Origin of the sequence: Lolliginicoccus suaedae (assembly GCF_008312885.1) — a bacterium.
GTDB classification, from domain to species: domain Bacteria; phylum Actinomycetota; class Actinomycetes; order Mycobacteriales; family Mycobacteriaceae; genus Lolliginicoccus; species Lolliginicoccus suaedae.
This window is the reverse complement of record NZ_VSSO01000003.1, coordinates 164,408-179,942: the sequence shown is the minus strand read 5'-3', so window position 1 is coordinate 179,942 and position 15,535 is coordinate 164,408. Positions and strand designations below refer to the sequence as shown.

14 protein-coding genes are annotated in these 15,535 nt (G+C 68.7%); 9 read left to right on the top strand and 5 right to left on the bottom strand.

Features of this window, described 5'->3' with window-relative positions; translation table 11 throughout:
• Window positions 1-4 precede the first annotated feature (4 nt).
• Entirely contained in the window at window positions 5-553 is a 549-nt protein-coding gene (locus tag FXO18_RS16080; RefSeq protein ID WP_407936460.1) for a M23 family metallopeptidase, read from the top strand.
• Between the two features lie 342 nt (window positions 554-895).
• Here the strand turns inward: FXO18_RS16080 and car are convergent, their stop codons facing one another.
• Complete coding sequence (gene car / locus FXO18_RS10020; protein WP_149360978.1) at window positions 896-4,351, bottom strand: carboxylic acid reductase; 3,456 nt, start codon at window positions 4,349-4,351, stop codon at window positions 896-898.
• 127 nt (window positions 4,352-4,478) lie between these two features.
• On the opposite strand from car, the gene FXO18_RS10015 reads away from it, so the two are divergent.
• The gene (locus tag FXO18_RS10015) at window positions 4,479-5,417 is read left to right on the top strand and encodes an alpha/beta fold hydrolase (protein WP_187774298.1); all 939 of its coding nucleotides are present in this window, start codon (window positions 4,479-4,481) and stop codon (window positions 5,415-5,417) included.
• A gap of 7 nt (window positions 5,418-5,424) precedes the next feature.
• On the opposite strand, the gene FXO18_RS10010 is transcribed toward FXO18_RS10015, so the two are convergent.
• Window positions 5,425-5,727 carry a hypothetical protein gene (locus tag FXO18_RS10010; protein ID WP_149360976.1) on the bottom strand — a complete coding sequence of 101 codons (303 nt, stop codon included), beginning with the start codon at window positions 5,725-5,727 and terminating at the stop codon, window positions 5,425-5,427.
• Between the two features lie 107 nt (window positions 5,728-5,834).
• Between FXO18_RS10010 and FXO18_RS10005 the strand changes: the two genes are divergently transcribed.
• The 3 genes from FXO18_RS10005 to FXO18_RS09995 all read left to right on the top strand — a co-directional run bounded on the left by FXO18_RS10005 (window position 5,835) and on the right by FXO18_RS09995 (window position 8,920).
• Window positions 5,835-6,980, top strand: a complete 1,146-nt coding sequence (locus tag FXO18_RS10005; protein WP_149360975.1) for a cystathionine gamma-synthase — start codon at window positions 5,835-5,837, stop codon at window positions 6,978-6,980.
• 225 nt (window positions 6,981-7,205) lie between these two features.
• Entirely contained in the window at window positions 7,206-7,766 is a 561-nt protein-coding gene (locus FXO18_RS10000) for an NADPH-dependent FMN reductase (RefSeq protein WP_149360974.1), read from the top strand.
• A 92-nt stretch (window positions 7,767-7,858) separates the two neighbouring features.
• Complete coding sequence (locus FXO18_RS09995) at window positions 7,859-8,920, top strand: exonuclease domain-containing protein (RefSeq protein WP_187774297.1); 1,062 nt, start codon at window positions 7,859-7,861, stop codon at window positions 8,918-8,920.
• 125 nt (window positions 8,921-9,045) lie between these two features.
• Here the strand turns inward: FXO18_RS09995 and greA are convergent, their stop codons facing one another.
• Entirely contained in the window at window positions 9,046-9,540 is a 495-nt protein-coding gene (gene greA / locus FXO18_RS09990) for a transcription elongation factor GreA (protein ID WP_149360972.1), read from the bottom strand.
• A gap of 411 nt (window positions 9,541-9,951) precedes the next feature.
• Between greA and FXO18_RS09985 the strand changes: the two genes are divergently transcribed.
• Window positions 9,952-10,293: a hypothetical protein gene (locus FXO18_RS09985; protein ID WP_149360971.1), complete on the top strand. Its 342-nt coding sequence runs from the start codon at window positions 9,952-9,954 to the stop codon at window positions 10,291-10,293.
• Window positions 10,294-10,400: 107 nt separating this feature from the next.
• Here the strand turns inward: FXO18_RS09985 and FXO18_RS09980 are convergent, their stop codons facing one another.
• On the bottom strand, window positions 10,401-10,763 hold the full coding sequence (locus FXO18_RS09980) for a DUF4307 domain-containing protein (RefSeq protein ID WP_235900595.1): 363 nt from the start codon (window positions 10,761-10,763) through the stop codon (window positions 10,401-10,403).
• Window positions 10,764-11,125: 362 nt separating this feature from the next.
• Between FXO18_RS09980 and mca the strand changes: the two genes are divergently transcribed.
• Genes mca through FXO18_RS09965 form a run of 3 tightly spaced genes read left to right on the top strand, consistent with a single transcriptional unit; the run spans window position 11,126 to window position 14,348 of the window.
• Complete coding sequence (gene mca / locus FXO18_RS09975; protein WP_235900594.1) at window positions 11,126-12,016, top strand: mycothiol conjugate amidase Mca; 891 nt, start codon at window positions 11,126-11,128, stop codon at window positions 12,014-12,016.
• Window positions 12,017-12,063: 47 nt separating this feature from the next.
• Complete coding sequence (locus FXO18_RS09970) at window positions 12,064-12,312, top strand: hypothetical protein (protein ID WP_149361289.1); 249 nt, start codon at window positions 12,064-12,066, stop codon at window positions 12,310-12,312.
• Window positions 12,309-14,348: a thioredoxin domain-containing protein gene (locus tag FXO18_RS09965; RefSeq protein ID WP_149360969.1), complete on the top strand. Its 2,040-nt coding sequence runs from the start codon at window positions 12,309-12,311 to the stop codon at window positions 14,346-14,348. The genes FXO18_RS09970 and FXO18_RS09965 overlap by 4 nt, the downstream gene beginning before the upstream one ends.
• On the opposite strand, the gene FXO18_RS09960 is transcribed toward FXO18_RS09965, so the two are convergent.
• Window positions 14,317-15,432, bottom strand: a complete 1,116-nt coding sequence (locus tag FXO18_RS09960) for a 3-deoxy-7-phosphoheptulonate synthase (RefSeq protein ID WP_149360968.1) — start codon at window positions 15,430-15,432, stop codon at window positions 14,317-14,319. The genes FXO18_RS09965 and FXO18_RS09960 overlap by 32 nt on opposite strands.
• Window positions 15,433-15,535 lie beyond the last annotated feature (103 nt).

The window sequence follows — 15,535 nt, the reverse complement described above, 5'->3', positions numbered from 1 at the left end:
ACCCTTGCGCTCCCGCCGCCACTCACGTCCCAGCCGAGCCCTCATCGCCGTCGGCGCCATCCTCATCGGCTCCCTCGCCCCCATCGCCGCAGCAGGCGGCGCCGCCGCGCAATCCCTGCCCTTCGACACTGGTTCCGCAGGAGGCTGGCAGCCCATCTCGCTGCCCTGGGCCGCCCACCCCGCAGCAGGCGTGCTCACCTCCGGATACGGACCCCGCTGGGGACGCTTCCACGAGGGCGTCGACATCGCCGCGCCCATCGGCACCCCCGTCTTCGCCGCCGGCCCCGGCGTCGTCACCGACGTGGGCCCCGCCACCGGATTCGGCCAATGGGTCCGCATCCGCCACATCGACGGCACCAGCACCGTCTACGGCCATATCGACCGCTACTTCGTCGCGCCGGGCCAGCCCGTCTTCTCCGGCCAGCAGATCGCCACCGTCGGCAACCGCGGCGACTCCACCGGCCCCCACCTGCACTTCGAGGTCCGCGACCCGCTCGGCCGCTCCATGGACCCCCAGGGCTGGCTGATCTCGCGCGCCCTGCCGACCTACTGATCGGTCGGGGGTTCTGTCGCCGTGGCTTTCTAGCGCGGGCCACGGTCTCGAGCGCGGTCGCTGGTTGTGGTTGCTGGCTTGGTCGCGGGCATTGCGCCCCGTCCTGCCACCCAAGCTGAGCTCCACACACCCTTGAGGCACTTCAGCCACCGATATTTCGGTGGCTGGAGTGCTGTTTGCGTGGCAGGAATGCCGGTTGGGTGGCTGCTGCGCTGGTGCTGCGGTGCGATCGCGCCCGGCCCCAGTGCTCTGGCGGCGGCCGTCACCCCCGCCCTCCAGTGGAAACTTTTCCCGCTCAGACCGGGAGAAGTTTCCACTAGGGGCGGGGCACCGCGAGAGCCACTAGCGCGCGGGCACTCCGAGAAGCCCGAGCGCCTCGAGGTCACGCGCGTACTTGGTGATCAACGCGTGGTCGAGATGCGGGATCTCCGGCTTGCCGACCACGCGATGCAGGGCAACGGCCTCGCGGAATGCCGTGGTGAGCGCAGCATCCTCGGTGCGGGGCGCGGCGGGCCGCTGGTAGGCGTGCATCAACGGCAGCACGGTGTGCTGGCGCTGCTGCTCGGGGAGGGCCTCCATCGCGGCAGTGATGCGTGCGGCCCATTCCTCATGGTCGTCGAGGCGGGTGATGGCGTGCCCGTCCGCGATGAGCCAGTCGATGAAGGTGTCGAGGCCGATGCCGTCGTCGTGGGTGCTGAGCACGTTGAAAGTCCGGTAGCTGCTACCGGGGGCCTGGCCAAGCTCGCGGACGGCAGCGGCGGTGAAGTCGACGGGGATGCCGTCGTAGTGCGCGCGCCGGGCCGCTGGGCCGCGCCGGTAGAACGATCCAGGGGCGAGGCCGGTGGCGAGGACGCTGAGCAGCAGTCGGGTGAAGTTGTCCGGCACGTTGAGCTGCCCCGAGTACCGGGTGTGAGCGAGGATCATGCCGGAGCGGAACACGGTCACCGGCAGGCCGAGCTGGTCGTGGGCCTCTCGCAGCAGCACCTCGCAGGCCCATTTGCTGGTGGCGTACCCATTGGCGTAGCTGTCGCTGAGGACGCGGGAGGGGCTGGCATAGCGGATGTCCGGCTCCTCGCCCAGGCGGGTGCCCTCGTCGAGATGCGTGACGGCGACGGTGGAGAGGAAGTGCACTGGCTTGCGGGTGGTGGTCGAGGCTAGCTCGATCACGCGGGCGGTGCCGACCACGTTCGGCTCGAACAGCTCGGAGTAGGGCAGCACGTGATTGACGAGCGCGGCGACGTGGACGATCAGCTCGGTGCGTCGCGCGAGGTCGAGCCACTCTGGCCGGTCCAGCCCGAAGCGTGGGGCGGCGGCATCGCCAGCAATGACCTCGAGACTCTCGGCGGCAAGCTCCCGGTAGTGGGCGAGCAACTCAGGATCACCGCTGTCGAAGACGGAGTCGAGCCGGGCGCGGGCATCCGCGTCGTCACGGCCACGCACCAGGCAGATGAGCGTCCCGCCGGTGGTAGCGAGCTGCTTGAGGTAGTCGAGGCACACGAACCTGCCCAGGTATCCGGTCGCGCCGGTGAGCAGCACGGTCCGTGGCTCGTCGGCGGCCAGTGGCAGATCGGTAGCAGGGCGTAGCGTCGCGGCGTCGAGCAGTTCCTCCAAGCGAATGTCGGTGGCATGAGCAACGCCGGGGCTCTGCCCGTGGATGGCGTTGAACAGCGAAGCGCCCGGGCCCGTCGCGCGCTGCTGCTCGATGCGCGCGGCCAGGCTGGCGAGAGTCGCGGTGGGGCTGATGATCTCGTGCACGGCAACGGTGAGGTCGTAGATCTCCTCGATGCCGGTGGCCACGGACATCGCCGCGAGGGAGTCGCCACCCAGATCCGAGAATGGCACATCCGCCTCGGCGGCGCCGATCCGTGCTTGCACTAGCTCCTGGAGGATGTCGAGGACGGGGCGGTGATCCCGCTGCTCCCGCAGCCGCTCCACCTGATCGATCTCGGTGGCGTCGAGCTGCGCGTACAAGTCCTCGAGCCGGGGCCCGTAGTGCTCGGACAACCGCGGTCGTGCCAGCTTGCCGATGCCGGTGAGCAAGCCATTGGTGGTGGTGAAGGGCTCGTCCGCGAGGATGCTCTCTCGGGGCACCTCGTAGGCGGCGAGCTCGTGCCGCTCCGCGACTTCCTGGAAAGCCACGCGCAGGGTCTCGGTGATCGGGCCTGGTAGCGCGCGGGCCTGCTCGCTGAGCTCGACCACGGCAAGCAGGTAGGAACGCGCGCTGTTGCCGTAGAGGAACACCTGGTCGATCAGCGGGCTCGTGGCATACAGCGCCTCGAGGCGGGCGATCGCCACGAACTCGCCCTGCGCCAGCTTGAGCACATTGTTGCGACGGTCGACATACACGAGCCGGTCGGGAGCGATCTCGGCGACGATGTCGCCGGTGCGGTAGAAGCCGTCCTCATCGAAGACCTGCGCGGTCGCGTCCGGGCGGCGGTAGTAGCCGGGGAACACGGTGGTGGCCTTGATCAGCAGCTCGCCCCGCGGATGCGGCTCGTCCGTCGTGAGATAGCCGAGCTCCGGCGCGTCGACAAGCTTGTAGTCGAGCACGGGGGGACGCATCACCACCGTATTGGTGACCACCCCGCCGCTCGTCTCCGTGGAGCCGTAGCCGTCGCGCAGCGGAACCGCGAGGAAGCCCTTGAGGAAGCGGCGCAGCTCCGGGGTGAGCGGCGCGCTGCCCACGACGGCATGCCGCAACCGGTCGCCAAGCATGTCGTGCCTGGTCGCCGTGGCGAGAGCGTCGTCCACGTCGAATGGATCGGTGCTGGTGATCCCTTTTCGGCGCGCGGCGGCCCGGTAGCGCTGGTGCAGCAGCTCCGCAACGCGGGGAACCAGATTGACCGCTGTGGGACGGACGAGCGCGAGGTCCTCGAACAGGGTGGACATGTCCGGGGCCGCGGCGAAGTATCCGGTGCCGCCGAGCGCGAGCCCTTGCACCAGCCACATGCGCCCGTACACGTGGCTCATCGGCATGTAGTGCAGGAAGGCCGGGGGAGCGGGATCGGTCTCCTCATCGACCTCTCCGGCGTCCGGGTCGGCCCAGAGGTGCGCGAGCATGCGGGTGGTGTACATCGCGCCCTTGGGGGTTCCCGTGCTGCCGGAGGTGTAGATCAGCAGGGCGAGCGGCTCCTCGCCCGGCTCGGGCCGGTATGGGGCGGGCTTCGGCAGTCGGGCGCCGGCGGAGATCGCGTCGGTGAGGGCGAGGACGGGGATCGTCGTGGCAGCGCGGAGCCGCGCTATCGCGTGCTGATGGCGGGCGAGCCCGGGCAGGACGTCGAAGACGATCACCTGCTCGATCGAGGGCGTGGCGCCCGCGACCTCGGCGGCCTTGCCGAGGTTGTCAATGCTGGTGGCGAGGATCCGAGGCTCGGTTTCCGCCAGGATCGCGGCCAGCTGCGGCACCGGCGCATCCGCCTGGAGGGGCACGCCCACGGCGCCCAGGTGGGTGATGGAGAGGTCGATGACGGTGTAGTCGACGCTGGCGAACCCGATGACGGCGACCATGTCGCCCGGCCGGAGCGACGGAGTGGCTGTCCAGTGGGCGGCGAGGCTGGTGATGCGTTCGGCGAGCTCGCGGTAGGTGATGGTGGTGAACCGGGGCTGCAGGGTGACGTGCTGCTCGCCGGTGGCGGGGTCGGTGTGGACCGTGCGCTCGCGGTTGCCGAGAGCGGGCCGATCGGCATGCTGGTGGAGGAGCGCGGCGACCGTTTCGGCGGGGCCCGGCACAGTGCTCGCGCCCGTTGTCGGTGGTGCCGTGGTGGCCATGGCGGTGGTTGCTCGTGCGGTCCCTGCCATAGCGGTCCTCCTGTCGCGGCGCGGTTGCCCCTCGCCCCAAGTATAGATAGAGAAGCTATGGATAGATAGGGGGGAGCGGCCCTTGTGTTGCCAACGCAGGAGGCAGTCGACCTGGCATGCTGGGCGCGTGGCCGAGAACCTGACGATCCCGCTGCCCGGCAGAACCGTCTCCGCGCAGGCATGGGGGCCCCTCGACGGACCGATCGCCCTGCTGCTGCACGGGTTCCCGGATTCCCCGCACACCTGGCGCTATCTCGGTCCCGTCCTCGCGGATCGGGGGTGGCGCGCCATCGCTCCTGCCAATCGCGGATACGCCCCCACCGGTCCCGCGCCCGACGGCGACTATGATCTTGCCGTCCTCGTCGACGATATCCTCGGCATCCAGGACGCACTCGTCGCTGGAGGTTCCCCCGAGCAAGGCAAGATCCTGTTGATCGGCCATGACTGGGGGTCCATGATCGCCTCCGCTGCAGCAAGCCTGGCGCCCGAGCGGTTCCACGCCGCGATCCTCCTCGCGGTGCCACCGCTGCCGATGCTGCTCGCGCGCGCCTGGCCGCCCCGTAGCTTCGCCCGCCACGCCACCGTGTGGCTGCGCCAAGCCCCGCGCAGCTGGTACATGCTCGCCGCGCAGGCCCCGCTCGAACGCGTGCCCTGGCTCTGGAGCAGGTTCATCACGAGTATCTGGGCGCGCTGGGCACCGGGATACGACCACGCCGAGGATCTCGCCGCCGCCCGCGCAGCCTTGCCCGACGCCGCTCACCTCCGCGCTGCACTTGGCTACTACCGGGCCCTGCTTGGCCGCCTGCGCTGGGGCGCACGCCGCGCGGCCGAGCGGCACGACATCCTCCGCGAGCACCGGCTGCCCGTCCTCTACCTGCACGGAGAGCGCGATGCCTGCGTGCGGGCCGATCTCGGCACCGGACCCTCTGGTCATGCGCCGCCCGGCATCGAGGCGCGCGTGCTCGCCGGGCTCGGGCATTTCCTGCACCTCGAGGATCCAGCAGCGGTCAACGCCACCATCCTGCGGTTCATCCACGGCTTGCCAGGGGCTGCCCGGGGACGCTAGGGCCGGACTAGCCGGTGAGGACGCCGCCCGCCATCGACATGACGAGCAGGAGCATGACCAGCAGGAACCACACGGCACCGAACCAGCGGCGCCACTCGATGCCGTCGCGCCAGCACCAGATCGTGAAGGCCGCGGCACCCGCCACGCCGAGCAGGAGGATCCCGACGGGTGCGAACAGGATGATGGCGTGCTGCGTGCTCGCGCACGCGTCGGTGATGGCGCATCCGTCGGGGATCGTCGCCGCCGCCGCGACCAGCACACCGATCGCGGCGAGAACCACGGTGCCCACATAGATCGCAATGTTGCGCATTTGCATGGGGTCACCTCGGCAGCGTTGGCGTCTCCCCGCCGAGGTTACCCCGCCCGCGGGGAAGGCGTGCTCGATATTTGTCGTGCTCCCGCATTAGGCTGTCACGCATGAGTGAGCAGCACGGGTTCTCGACGACGGCCATCCACGCGGGCTTCGACCCTGACCCTCAGACCGGTGTGGTGAACGTTCCAATCTATGCAAGCTCGACGTTCGCCCAGGACGGTGTGGGTGGCATGCGCGGCGGGTTCGAGTACGCGCGCACGGGCAACCCGACGCGGCAGGCGCTCGAGGCCAACATGGCGGCGATCGAGGACGGCACGCATGGTCGCGCGTTCTCGTCCGGCATGGCGGCTACTGATGCGGTGCTGCGGGCGGCGCTGCGGCCCGGCGATCACCTGGTGATCCCGAACGACGCCTACGGTGGCACCTTCCGGCTGATCGACAAGGTCTTCACCCAGTGGGGGATCTCCTATACCCCGGCGCCGATCACCGATCTCGATGCGATTCGCGCGGCGATCCGTCCCGAGACCAAGCTGGTGTGGATCGAGACCCCGACGAACCCGCTGCTCAACGTCGGTGACATCGCCGCTATCGCCGAGATCGCTCATGCCGCCGGGGCGAAGCTGGTGGTCGACAACACTTTCGCTTCCCCGTACTTGCAGCAGCCGCTCACCCTCGGCGCCGATGTGGTGCTGCACTCGACCACCAAGTACCTGGGCGGGCATTCCGACGTGGTCGGCGGTGCGATCGTCACCCGTGATGAGGCATTCGATGCCGATGTCGCGTTCCTCCAGAACGGAGCGGGCGGAGTGCCCGGGCCGTTCGATGTGTTCCTGACGATGCGCGGCATCAAGACCCTCGCGGTGCGCATGGACCGGCACAGCGACAATGCCGAGAAGGTCGTCGACTTCCTCGCCGGGCACAGCGCAGTCAGCAGCGTGCTCTACCCGGGCCTGCCCGAGCATCCTGGACACGAGGTCGCGGCGAAGCAGATGCGGCGCTTCGGTGGCATGATCTCCGTCCGGCTCAAGGGTGGCCGCCAGGCAGCGCTCGATCTGTGCTCGCGCACCAAGGTGTTCACCCTCGCGGAGTCGCTTGGCGGTGTCGAAAGCCTCATCGAGCACCCCGGCGCGATGACGCATGCCTCCACTGCCGGCTCCGTGCTCGAGGTTCCCGAGGATCTCGTGCGCCTGTCCGTCGGCATCGAGGATGCCAGCGATCTCCTCGCCGATCTCGAGCAGGCGCTCGGCTAGGCCCTGAGCTGCCGCTCGGCTAGGCCCTGAGCTGCCGCTCGGCTAGGCCCTGACCTGCCGCGACTGTGCGAAAAACGACAGCTCACCGCACGGATCCTGTCGTTTTTCGCACACTAGTCGCGGGCGGACCGGCCCGCTCGTCGCTGGGGAGCCACCACACTCGTCGCGGGCGGACCGGCCCGCCATGCTCGCCGCTGGTAGCGATGGGGCGCTAGGGTCTTGGGCATGGCAGGCGAGATTCTCTTCATCATTGGCAGTGCCCGGCCCGTGCGGGTCGGCGGACAACTCGGGCGGGCGATCCTCGACCAGATCCCGAGCACGAATGGTCCGGAGGTGCGGGTCGCGGACCTGCGTGAGATCGCGCTGCCCATCCTCGATGAGCCGCGCATGGCTGCCACGGGTGATTACCAGCATGAGCACACGCGCAACTGGGCGCGCATGGTGGGCGAGGCCGCCGCTATCGTTGTGCTCACTCCCGAGTACAACTGGGGCTATCCGGCATCGGTGAAGAACGCCATCGACTACCTGTACGCGGAGTGGAAGGACAAGCCGGGCCTGCTGATCAGCTACGGCGGGGGCGGTGGCAAGCGCTCCTACGAGCAGCTCAAGCAGGTGCTCGGCCGGGTCGGGGTGAGCCTCGTCGAGACTCCGGTCAACATCGTGCTGCGTGGCGAGTACGGCGACGATGATCGGCTTGCTGATCCTGCGCGCGTGGTGGCCGACAATGCCGAGGCACTGGGGAAGGCGTGGCAGGAACTGCTGGACAAGGTCGGCACGCCCAGCTAGCGGGAGGTGCGCCTTCTTGCGCGGCGCGGGAAGTGTCGGTGTCGTCGGCTAGTGTCGTGGCACGCGAGGTGGATGGGAGAATGGAGAGCGTCATGGCGGCAGCGCGGCGGTCTGGACCGCAGCAGGGATCGTTGTTCGATGATCCACTGCCAGAAGCCGAGGAGGCCGCGGCGATCCAGCATGCGGCCCCGGTGCGCAGTGGCGCGCAGGCCCCCAGTTTCGTGGCGTTCGACGTGGAGACCGCCAACGGCTCGTGGGGCAGCATCTGTGCCCTTGGCTTCGCCGTGGTGAGGAACGGCGTCGTGGTCCGTTCGGAGAGCCTGCTCTGCCAGCCGCCGCAAGGGCTTGGCCATTTCGATCCGGGCAACATCGAGATCCACGGCATCACCCCGGAGGATGTTGCTCGCCAGCCTTCATTCGTGGAACGCATGGAGCAGTTCCATGAGGTGATCGGCGATCAGCAGGTGGTGTGCCACAACGCGCGATTCGACATGACGGCGCTGCGCGAGGCCTGCGGCGCGTCGGGGATCGGTGTTCCAGAGATCTCGTTCGGCTGCACACTGGTGTGGTCGCGCATCGATCTGCCCGGGCTGGTCAACTACAAGCTTCCCACCATTGCCCAGCATGTCGGTGTGCCGCTCGATCAGCACCACGACGCTGCCGCGGATGCGCTCGCCGCTGCCGGCATCGCGCTGCACCTCACCGGGGCCCGCAAGTCCCGGGATATCGCTGCCTATGCGAAAGCAACCGATACGGTCCTCGGATCGCTATCCCCGCATGGGCTGACGCTGTGCGCATCGACCCGGCCGACGATCTCCTGGCAGGGCTACCAGCCGAGCCGCAAGGCCAGCGAGATGCCCCAGCCGAACCCGGCCGCCGATCCGGGGCATCCCTTCCATGGGCAGGTCGTCGTGGTCACTGGCGAGTTCTCGCGTTGCAGCCGGGAAGCGTTGTGGGACATGATCGCCGAGCGTGGCGGCAAGCCCGAGCTCAATGTCACCCGGCGCACCACGATGCTCATCAAGGGCACCTGGGTCGATTCGAATGGATCCCCGATCGAGACGAGCAAGGAGCGCAAGGCCCGCGAGCACATCGCGGCCGGACGCCCCATCACGATCATCGACGAGAGCCAGCTGGCGGGCCTGCTGGATTGAGGGAGCGGCGCCGGTGCAGGCGCACGTGCTGCTAGCGGTGCACTTGCGGAATCGCCAGAACGTCGGAGCAATGCGCAAGGCCCCCGGCATGTTGTGCCGGGGGCCTTGCGCGGAAGTAGCTGGTGTCAGCCGTGGTAAGGCTCTGCCTTGGTGAGGGTCACGGTCATGATCTTGCCGTTCGGCAGCTTGTACTCCTTCGTCTCACCGACCTTGGCGTCGATCAATGCCGAGCCAAGGGGGGAGCTGGGGGAGTAGGTCTCGAGCTCATCCGTCGCCGTGCTCTCCTCGCGCGTCGCGATGAGGAACGTCTCGGAATCTGATTCGTCGCCACCGTAGTAGACCGTGACGACGGAGCCGGGAAGGGCGACACCGGACTGCTTGGGCGCCTGACCGACCTTGGCGTTGTTGAGCAGTTCCTGAAGCTGGCGGATGCGCGCTTCCTGCTGCCCCTGCTCCTCGCGGGCAGCGTGGTATCCGCCGTTCTCCCGAAGGTCGCCTTCCTCGCGTCGCGCGTTGATCTCCGCGGCGATCACGGGTCGATTAGCGATGAGCGCCTGGAGTTCACGATCGAGCTTGTCGTACGACTCCTGGGTAAGCCAGCTCGCCTTCGTGTCGGTCATTGTCGATCACTCCTTTATACTGTGGCTGGTGCGCTTGTCACCAAGCCCAAGCCGGGCGGACCGGGAACCATCCACGGTCGCCATGCCATTGGGAACAATTGCTCCCACATGCGCGTACACGGCCCCACTCAGGGCCGTGCCCATACAGGATACACGTCCTTTGCATGAACAGCGGTCTAATGAATCCTGAACCGCGGCTTGCCGAATGCCAGCCCGAGCAGATCGATCCGGTGGGCCCGGCAGCTCGTTCCCGCCCGCGCCGCAGTCTATGCCGGATATGCCGGTTTTCCTCGATTGTCTTTCGCCCCAGGGTTTTCCGGGCGGAAAATGCTGCGGAACCGTGCGCCATCGAGCATTCTGGTCGAGGGTGACGCCCGTCACTGCATATTCCTGATCAAGGGAGAACGACCCATGCGAAATGTCGTGCGCGCGGGAATCGCCGCCGCCGCTACGGTTCCGATGATGCTCGCTGCCTCCGGGATGGCGTCGGCCCAGACCGAGTTCGGTGCCACCGCGATGGAGCTGGGCCCCGTCATCATTGTCTCGGTGTCCGGCGCCGAGCCCGAGGCCGAGTGCGTGACCGTGCCGCCCCAGGTGTTCGGTGGCACCGCTGACGCCGACGGCAATGCCTTCCTGGTCCTGCTCAGCGCCACTGACCTGGTGGGTGGCATCCTCGTGACATGCACTCCGGGCGCGTTGATCATTCCGGATGTCACCACCGCTGAGGTGGAGTCGGGCTCGCTCGAGTCCTGATCCGTGCCTCGTGGCCCTGCCCGTGGGAGCGCGGGCGGGGCCACGAGCATGTGCGGTCGGCGAGGCGGTGGGCACCCCAACGAGCCCCGAGCCCCGAAGCCTCGCGCCTAGCCCTGCTGGGGCTGGAGGTACGCCGGGACGGTGCCGCCGCAGCCGTAGACCTCGGCCATTCCTGGCGGCTTGGAGGTAATGATGGTGGTGGTCACCTCGACGGCACTGCTGGGGGAGCCGGGGACGAGAACTTCGCGCCGCCCGGTTTCCGATCCGTCGCGGGACCGGGATCGCACGATGCACACCACGTCGGCTTCCGGATCGTCGCGGACGACCTTGAACCGCAGCGTGATGGTCTGGTCGTCGATGACCTCATAGCCGAGCGACTCGGCCTCGATGGGTGCCGAGGTGATCGGCCGGTAGCCGAGGTAGGCGATCACGGCGATCCCGAGGGCGAAGACCACTCCGAGCGCGATCACGAACGGTCGCCTGGTCCGCCCATTCGATGCTGCTCCGGGGTATCTCGGGGGCTGGTCGTGCTGCGTGCTGGTCAAGGCGGTGCTTCCCGTTGGACGTGATGGGGGATTGTGGAGGTGCTTGCCTCCCATGATGCCACCCGCCTGGCGCTCGCTGCCCGCTGCGCTGGGCCGAGGGTAGCCGGGCGGTGCGCCGTGGCGAGGCACGGGCGGCCACACGTATCCTCTTATGGAGCGTGGCGCGCGAGCTGACCGTGAGTTGCCGTCGTGCCGCTCATGCGGAATCGTGAGAGTCCACGGCAGGCTGGACGTGGGCGCCACCAGGCGGCCCAGGGGTCGCGCAGGGGAGATGCGGAGGAGATATCGTGGCCGGTTTGAGGCTCATGGCGGTACACGCGCACCCTGATGATGAGGCGAGCAAGGGTGCCGCCACGATGGCCCGCTATGCCAAGGAGGGCCACGAGGTCATGGTCGTCACCTTGACCGGTGGCGAGCGTGGCGATGTGCTGAACCCTGCGATGGACATCCCGGGCGTGCTCGAGCGCATCAACGAGGTGCGGCAGGAGGAGATGGCGCAGGCCGCGAAGATCCTGGGCGTGCAGCATCGCTGGCTGGGCTTCGTCGATTCGGGCTTGCCGGAGGGTGATCCCTTGCCGCCGCTGCCCGAAGACGCGTTCGCGCTGGTTCCGATGGATGTGGCCACCGAGGCGCTGGTACGGGTGGTCCGGGAGTTCAAGCCGCACGTGATGATCACTTATGACGAAAATGGTGGCTATCCCCATCCCGATCACATCATGTGCCACAAGGTATCGATGGAGGCCTTCGAGGCGGCGGGCGACCCGGCCCAGTTCCCCGGAGCGGGCGAGCCGTGGGCGCCGTCGAAGATCTACTACGTGCATGGCTTCCTGCGCGATCGCATGCAGTTGTTCCATGATGACTTCCTCGCCCGCGGCCTCGAGAGCCCCTACGCGGAGTGGCTGGCGAACTGGAAGCCCCGGCAGGGCGACATCATGGGGCGCGTGACCACCCAGATCACCTGTGGTGATTTCTTCCCCTTCCGGGATGATGCGCTGCGCGCCCATGCGACGCAGGTGGATCCGAACGGCCCGTTCTTCGTGGTGCCGCTGGAGATGCAGCAGCGGCTGTGGCCGACCGAGGAGTTCGAGCTCGCTCGGACGAGGGTCCGCACAGCCATCCCGGAGACTGATCTGTTCGCTGGCCTCGTTGCCGGCGATGATGCGAAGGAGCAAGACTGATCGTGGCCACCCATATTCCTGACGTCGCGGCCTGGGGCAACTGGGCGCTGGCCGAGGGTGCCACTTTCCTCGCCCAGAATGGCGTGGAGACGACTGGCCCCGAGTTCGGCAAGGCGCCGCCGGTCGCGGCGGCGATCATCCTGCTGCTCGCGGTCGGGCTGTTCCTGCTGATCCGGTCGATGAACAAGCATCTGGCCAATCTGCCGGAGACGTTCGAGCGGGAGCATCCCGAGCCAGATCAGGCGGTCGATGAGGGCACTGATCGCTCAGCCGTGGAGACGGACCAGCCACAATGAGCGGGGCCGGGGAGCAGGAGCGGTCGCGCAACATGCTGGGCGGGGCGTCGAGCCCTTACCTGCGCCAGCATGCCAGCAACCCGGTGCATTGGCAGGAGTGGAGCAGCGGCGCGCTTGAGTGGGCGCGCGAGCGGGACGTGCCGATCCTGTTGTCGATCGGCTATGCCTCGTGCCACTGGTGCCATGTGATGGCGCACGAGTCGTTCGAGGACGAAGAGATCGCGGCCATGATGAACCGGGACTTCGTGTGCATCAAGGTGGATCGTGAGGAGCGCCCGGACCTCGATGCGATCTACATGAATGCCACGGTCGCGATGACCGGCCAGGGTGGGTGGCCCATGACGTGCTTCCTCACCCCGGGCGGGGAGCCATTCTATTGCGGCACGTATTTCCCGGCGCGGCCTCGTGGCAGCATGCCAACGTTCCCGCAGGTGCTCGCCGCGATCTCGGGCACCTGGCGGGACCGGCGCGAGGATGTGCACCGCGCGGCAGGCTCGGTGACCGCCGCCCTGCGCGAGAACGCGGGCGCGCTGCCGGCGGGGGAGCGACTGCCCGATGCGGCCATGCTCGAGGCCTCCGCGGCAGCGGTCCTGGCCGATGAGGACACCGAGCGCGGCGGGTTCGGGGGCGCGCCGAAGTTCCCGCCGTCCGCGCTGCTCGAGGGCTTGCTGCGGCGCTATGAGCGCACTGGCGAAGGCTTGCCGACGATACAGCGGGCAGCCGCGGCGATGGCGCGCGGCGGCATCTATGACCAGCTCGCGGGCGGGTTCTCCCGGTATGCGGTGGATGCCGAGTGGGTGGTGCCGCACTTCGAGAAGATGCTCTACGACAATGCGCTGCTGCTGCGGTTCTACGCGCACCTCGCGCGCCGGACGGGTGATGCCCTCGCCGCGCGGGTGACGCGGGAGACCGCGGGCTTCCTGCTGCAGGACTTGCGGACACCCGAGGGCGGATTCGCCTCGGCATTCGATGCGGACACCGAGGGCGTGGAGGGCCTGACGTATGCGTGGACGCCGCAGGAACTGATGGATGTCCTCGGCCTCGAGGATGGATTGTGGGCGGCCAGCCTGTTCGCCGTCGGAAGCACGGGTACGTTCGAGGGCGCGCAGAGCGTGCTGCAACTGCCTGGTGACCCCGATGACGCCGAGCGCTTCGCCCAGGTCCGGGCCGCGCTGCGCGTCGCGCGGGACGAGCGGCCCCAGCCGGAGCGCGACGACAAGGTCGTTACTGCATGGAACGGGCTCGCCATCACCGCGCTCGTCGAGGCCGGGCTGGCCCTCGATGAGCCCCAGTGGGTCGAGCAGGCGCGGGTCGCCGCCGATTACTTGCTCGGCACGCATGTCGTGGATGGCCGGCTGCGGCGTGCTTCGCTGGGCGGGTCGGTCGGCGACGCCGTCGCGGTCCTCGACGATCATGGCGCGCTCGCGGTGGGCTTGCTCGCGCTCTACCAGGCCACGGGCGAGGATCGCTGGCGGGCCAGTGCCGAGGAGCTTGCCGACGTCGCGCTGGCGCGCTTCGCGGATGCCGAGGCTCCGGGCAGCTGGTTCGATACCGCTGATGATGCCGAGACGCTTCTCGCGCGCCCCCGTGATCCGCTGGATGGAGCCACGCCCTCGGGCGCATCGACGATCACCGAGGCGTTGCTCGCGCTCGCGGTCATCGCCGAGCCGGAGAAGGCTATCCGGTACCGGGAGCACGCGGAGGCGTCCCTGGCGCGGGGAGTCCTGCCGATCCAGCGTGCGCCGCGCTCGGCGGGGCATTGGTTCGCGGTGGCGGAGGCTGCCCTGCATGGCCCGATCGAGGTGGCGATCAGCACCACCGGCGGGGACGATGGCGGGTTGCTCGCGGCCGCGCGGGCAGGATCACCGGGAGGCGCGGTCGTGGTCGCTGCAGAGGAGGGCTCCACGCCGCCGCTGGCCGACCGCCCTGCCGTGGACGGCCAGCCAGCGGCCTACGTGTGCCGGGGCACGGTGTGCCAGGCGCCCGTGGGCGACCGCGACGCTCTTACTGCGCTGCTTGCTGCTTCCGACGGCTGATCACGGCGGCGGCGAGCTCGTCGAGCAGGCTCTCGGTGGTACCGAGATCCATGCAGGCATCGGTCACTGACTGCCCGTAGACGAGCGTGCCGGGGCCTGGCTCCTGGCGGCCCGCGACGAGGAAGCTCTCCAGCATCACCCCGGAGATCCCCTGGTTGCCGGACGCGACCATCGCGGCGACCTCGCGCGCTACCTCGGCCTGGCGGATGTGGCTCTTGCCCGAGTTGGCGTGGCTCGCATCGACCATCACCGAGCCGGGCAGCCCTGCCTTGCCGAGCAGTGCCACGGCTGCCTCGATGTCTGCCTCGTAGTAGTTGGGCCCGCCGCGCCCCCCGCGCAGGATGACGTGGGTGTCAGGGTTTCCGGTCGTCGAGACGAGGGCCGCCTTGCCCTCGACATCGGAGCCGAAGAACACCTGTGCTGCTCCCGCGGCCCGGCAGCCATCGATCGCGACCTGCACGTTGCCGTCGGTGGCGTTCTTGAAGCCGATGGGCATCGAGACTCCGGACGCGAGCTGGCGATGCACCTGGCTCTCGGTGGTGCGGGCCCCGATGGCGCCCCAGGTGACGGTGTCGGCGATGTACTGGGGACTGGTTGGCTCGAGGAACTCGCATCCTACTGGCAGGCCCGTGTCGAGCACGCCGAGCAGCACGGAGCGGGCGAGCCGCAGGCCGCGCGGGATGTCGTAGGTCTCGTCCATGCCGGGATCGTTGATCAAGCCCTTCCAGCCGACGGTGGTGCGGGGCTTCTCGAAGTACATGCGCATCACGATGCGCAGCTCGTCGCGGTGGGCGTGGGCGATCGGGGCGAGCCGCTGCGCGTAGTCGAGCGCGGCCTCGGTGTCGTGCACCGAGCAGGGGCCGGTGACTACGACGAGGCGGTCATCGGTGCCGTCGAGGATGGCGCGGACCTCGTCGCGGGTGGTGGCGACGAGGGTGGCACGCTCGTCGCCGAGCGGCATCTCGTCGAGGATCGCGCGCGGGCTCGGCAGGGGCGAGATGGAGCGGATATGCACGTCGCTCGTGGAGGCTGCGGTGCCATGCTGGCTGGCGGGCTGGACATCGTCGCCGAGGGAGAGAGACATCGTGGGCCTTTCGTTGATGCTGAGGCGGCCACACGTGGAATGCTCATCCCGGTGCCCGCCGACTAGCGGACTGGAAGCCAGCAGGCGGTGCTGCCTGCGGCTT

What these genes read in the sequence shown, in the direction of transcription:
- FXO18_RS09995 (WP_187774297.1), top strand. Translation starts at nt 7,859, where the DNA reads ATGGCGGCAGCGCGGCGGTCTGGACCGCAGCAGGGATCGTTGTTCGAT.
- FXO18_RS10010 (WP_149360976.1), bottom strand. Translation starts at nt 5,727, where the DNA reads ATGCGCAACATTGCGATCTATGTGGGCACCGTGGTTCTCGCCGCGATC.
- FXO18_RS09960 (WP_149360968.1), bottom strand. Translation starts at nt 15,432, where the DNA reads ATGTCTCTCTCCCTCGGCGACGATGTCCAGCCCGCCAGCCAGCATGGC.
- car (WP_149360978.1), bottom strand. Translation starts at nt 4,351, where the DNA reads ATGGCAGGGACCGCACGAGCAACCACCGCCATGGCCACCACGGCACCA.
- FXO18_RS10000 (WP_149360974.1), top strand. Translation starts at nt 7,206, where the DNA reads ATGGCAGGCGAGATTCTCTTCATCATTGGCAGTGCCCGGCCCGTGCGG.
- FXO18_RS10005 (WP_149360975.1), top strand. Translation starts at nt 5,835, where the DNA reads ATGAGTGAGCAGCACGGGTTCTCGACGACGGCCATCCACGCGGGCTTC.
- FXO18_RS09985 (WP_149360971.1), top strand. Translation starts at nt 9,952, where the DNA reads ATGCGAAATGTCGTGCGCGCGGGAATCGCCGCCGCCGCTACGGTTCCG.
- greA (WP_149360972.1), bottom strand. Translation starts at nt 9,540, where the DNA reads ATGACCGACACGAAGGCGAGCTGGCTTACCCAGGAGTCGTACGACAAG.
- FXO18_RS09965 (WP_149360969.1), top strand. Translation starts at nt 12,309, where the DNA reads ATGAGCGGGGCCGGGGAGCAGGAGCGGTCGCGCAACATGCTGGGCGGG.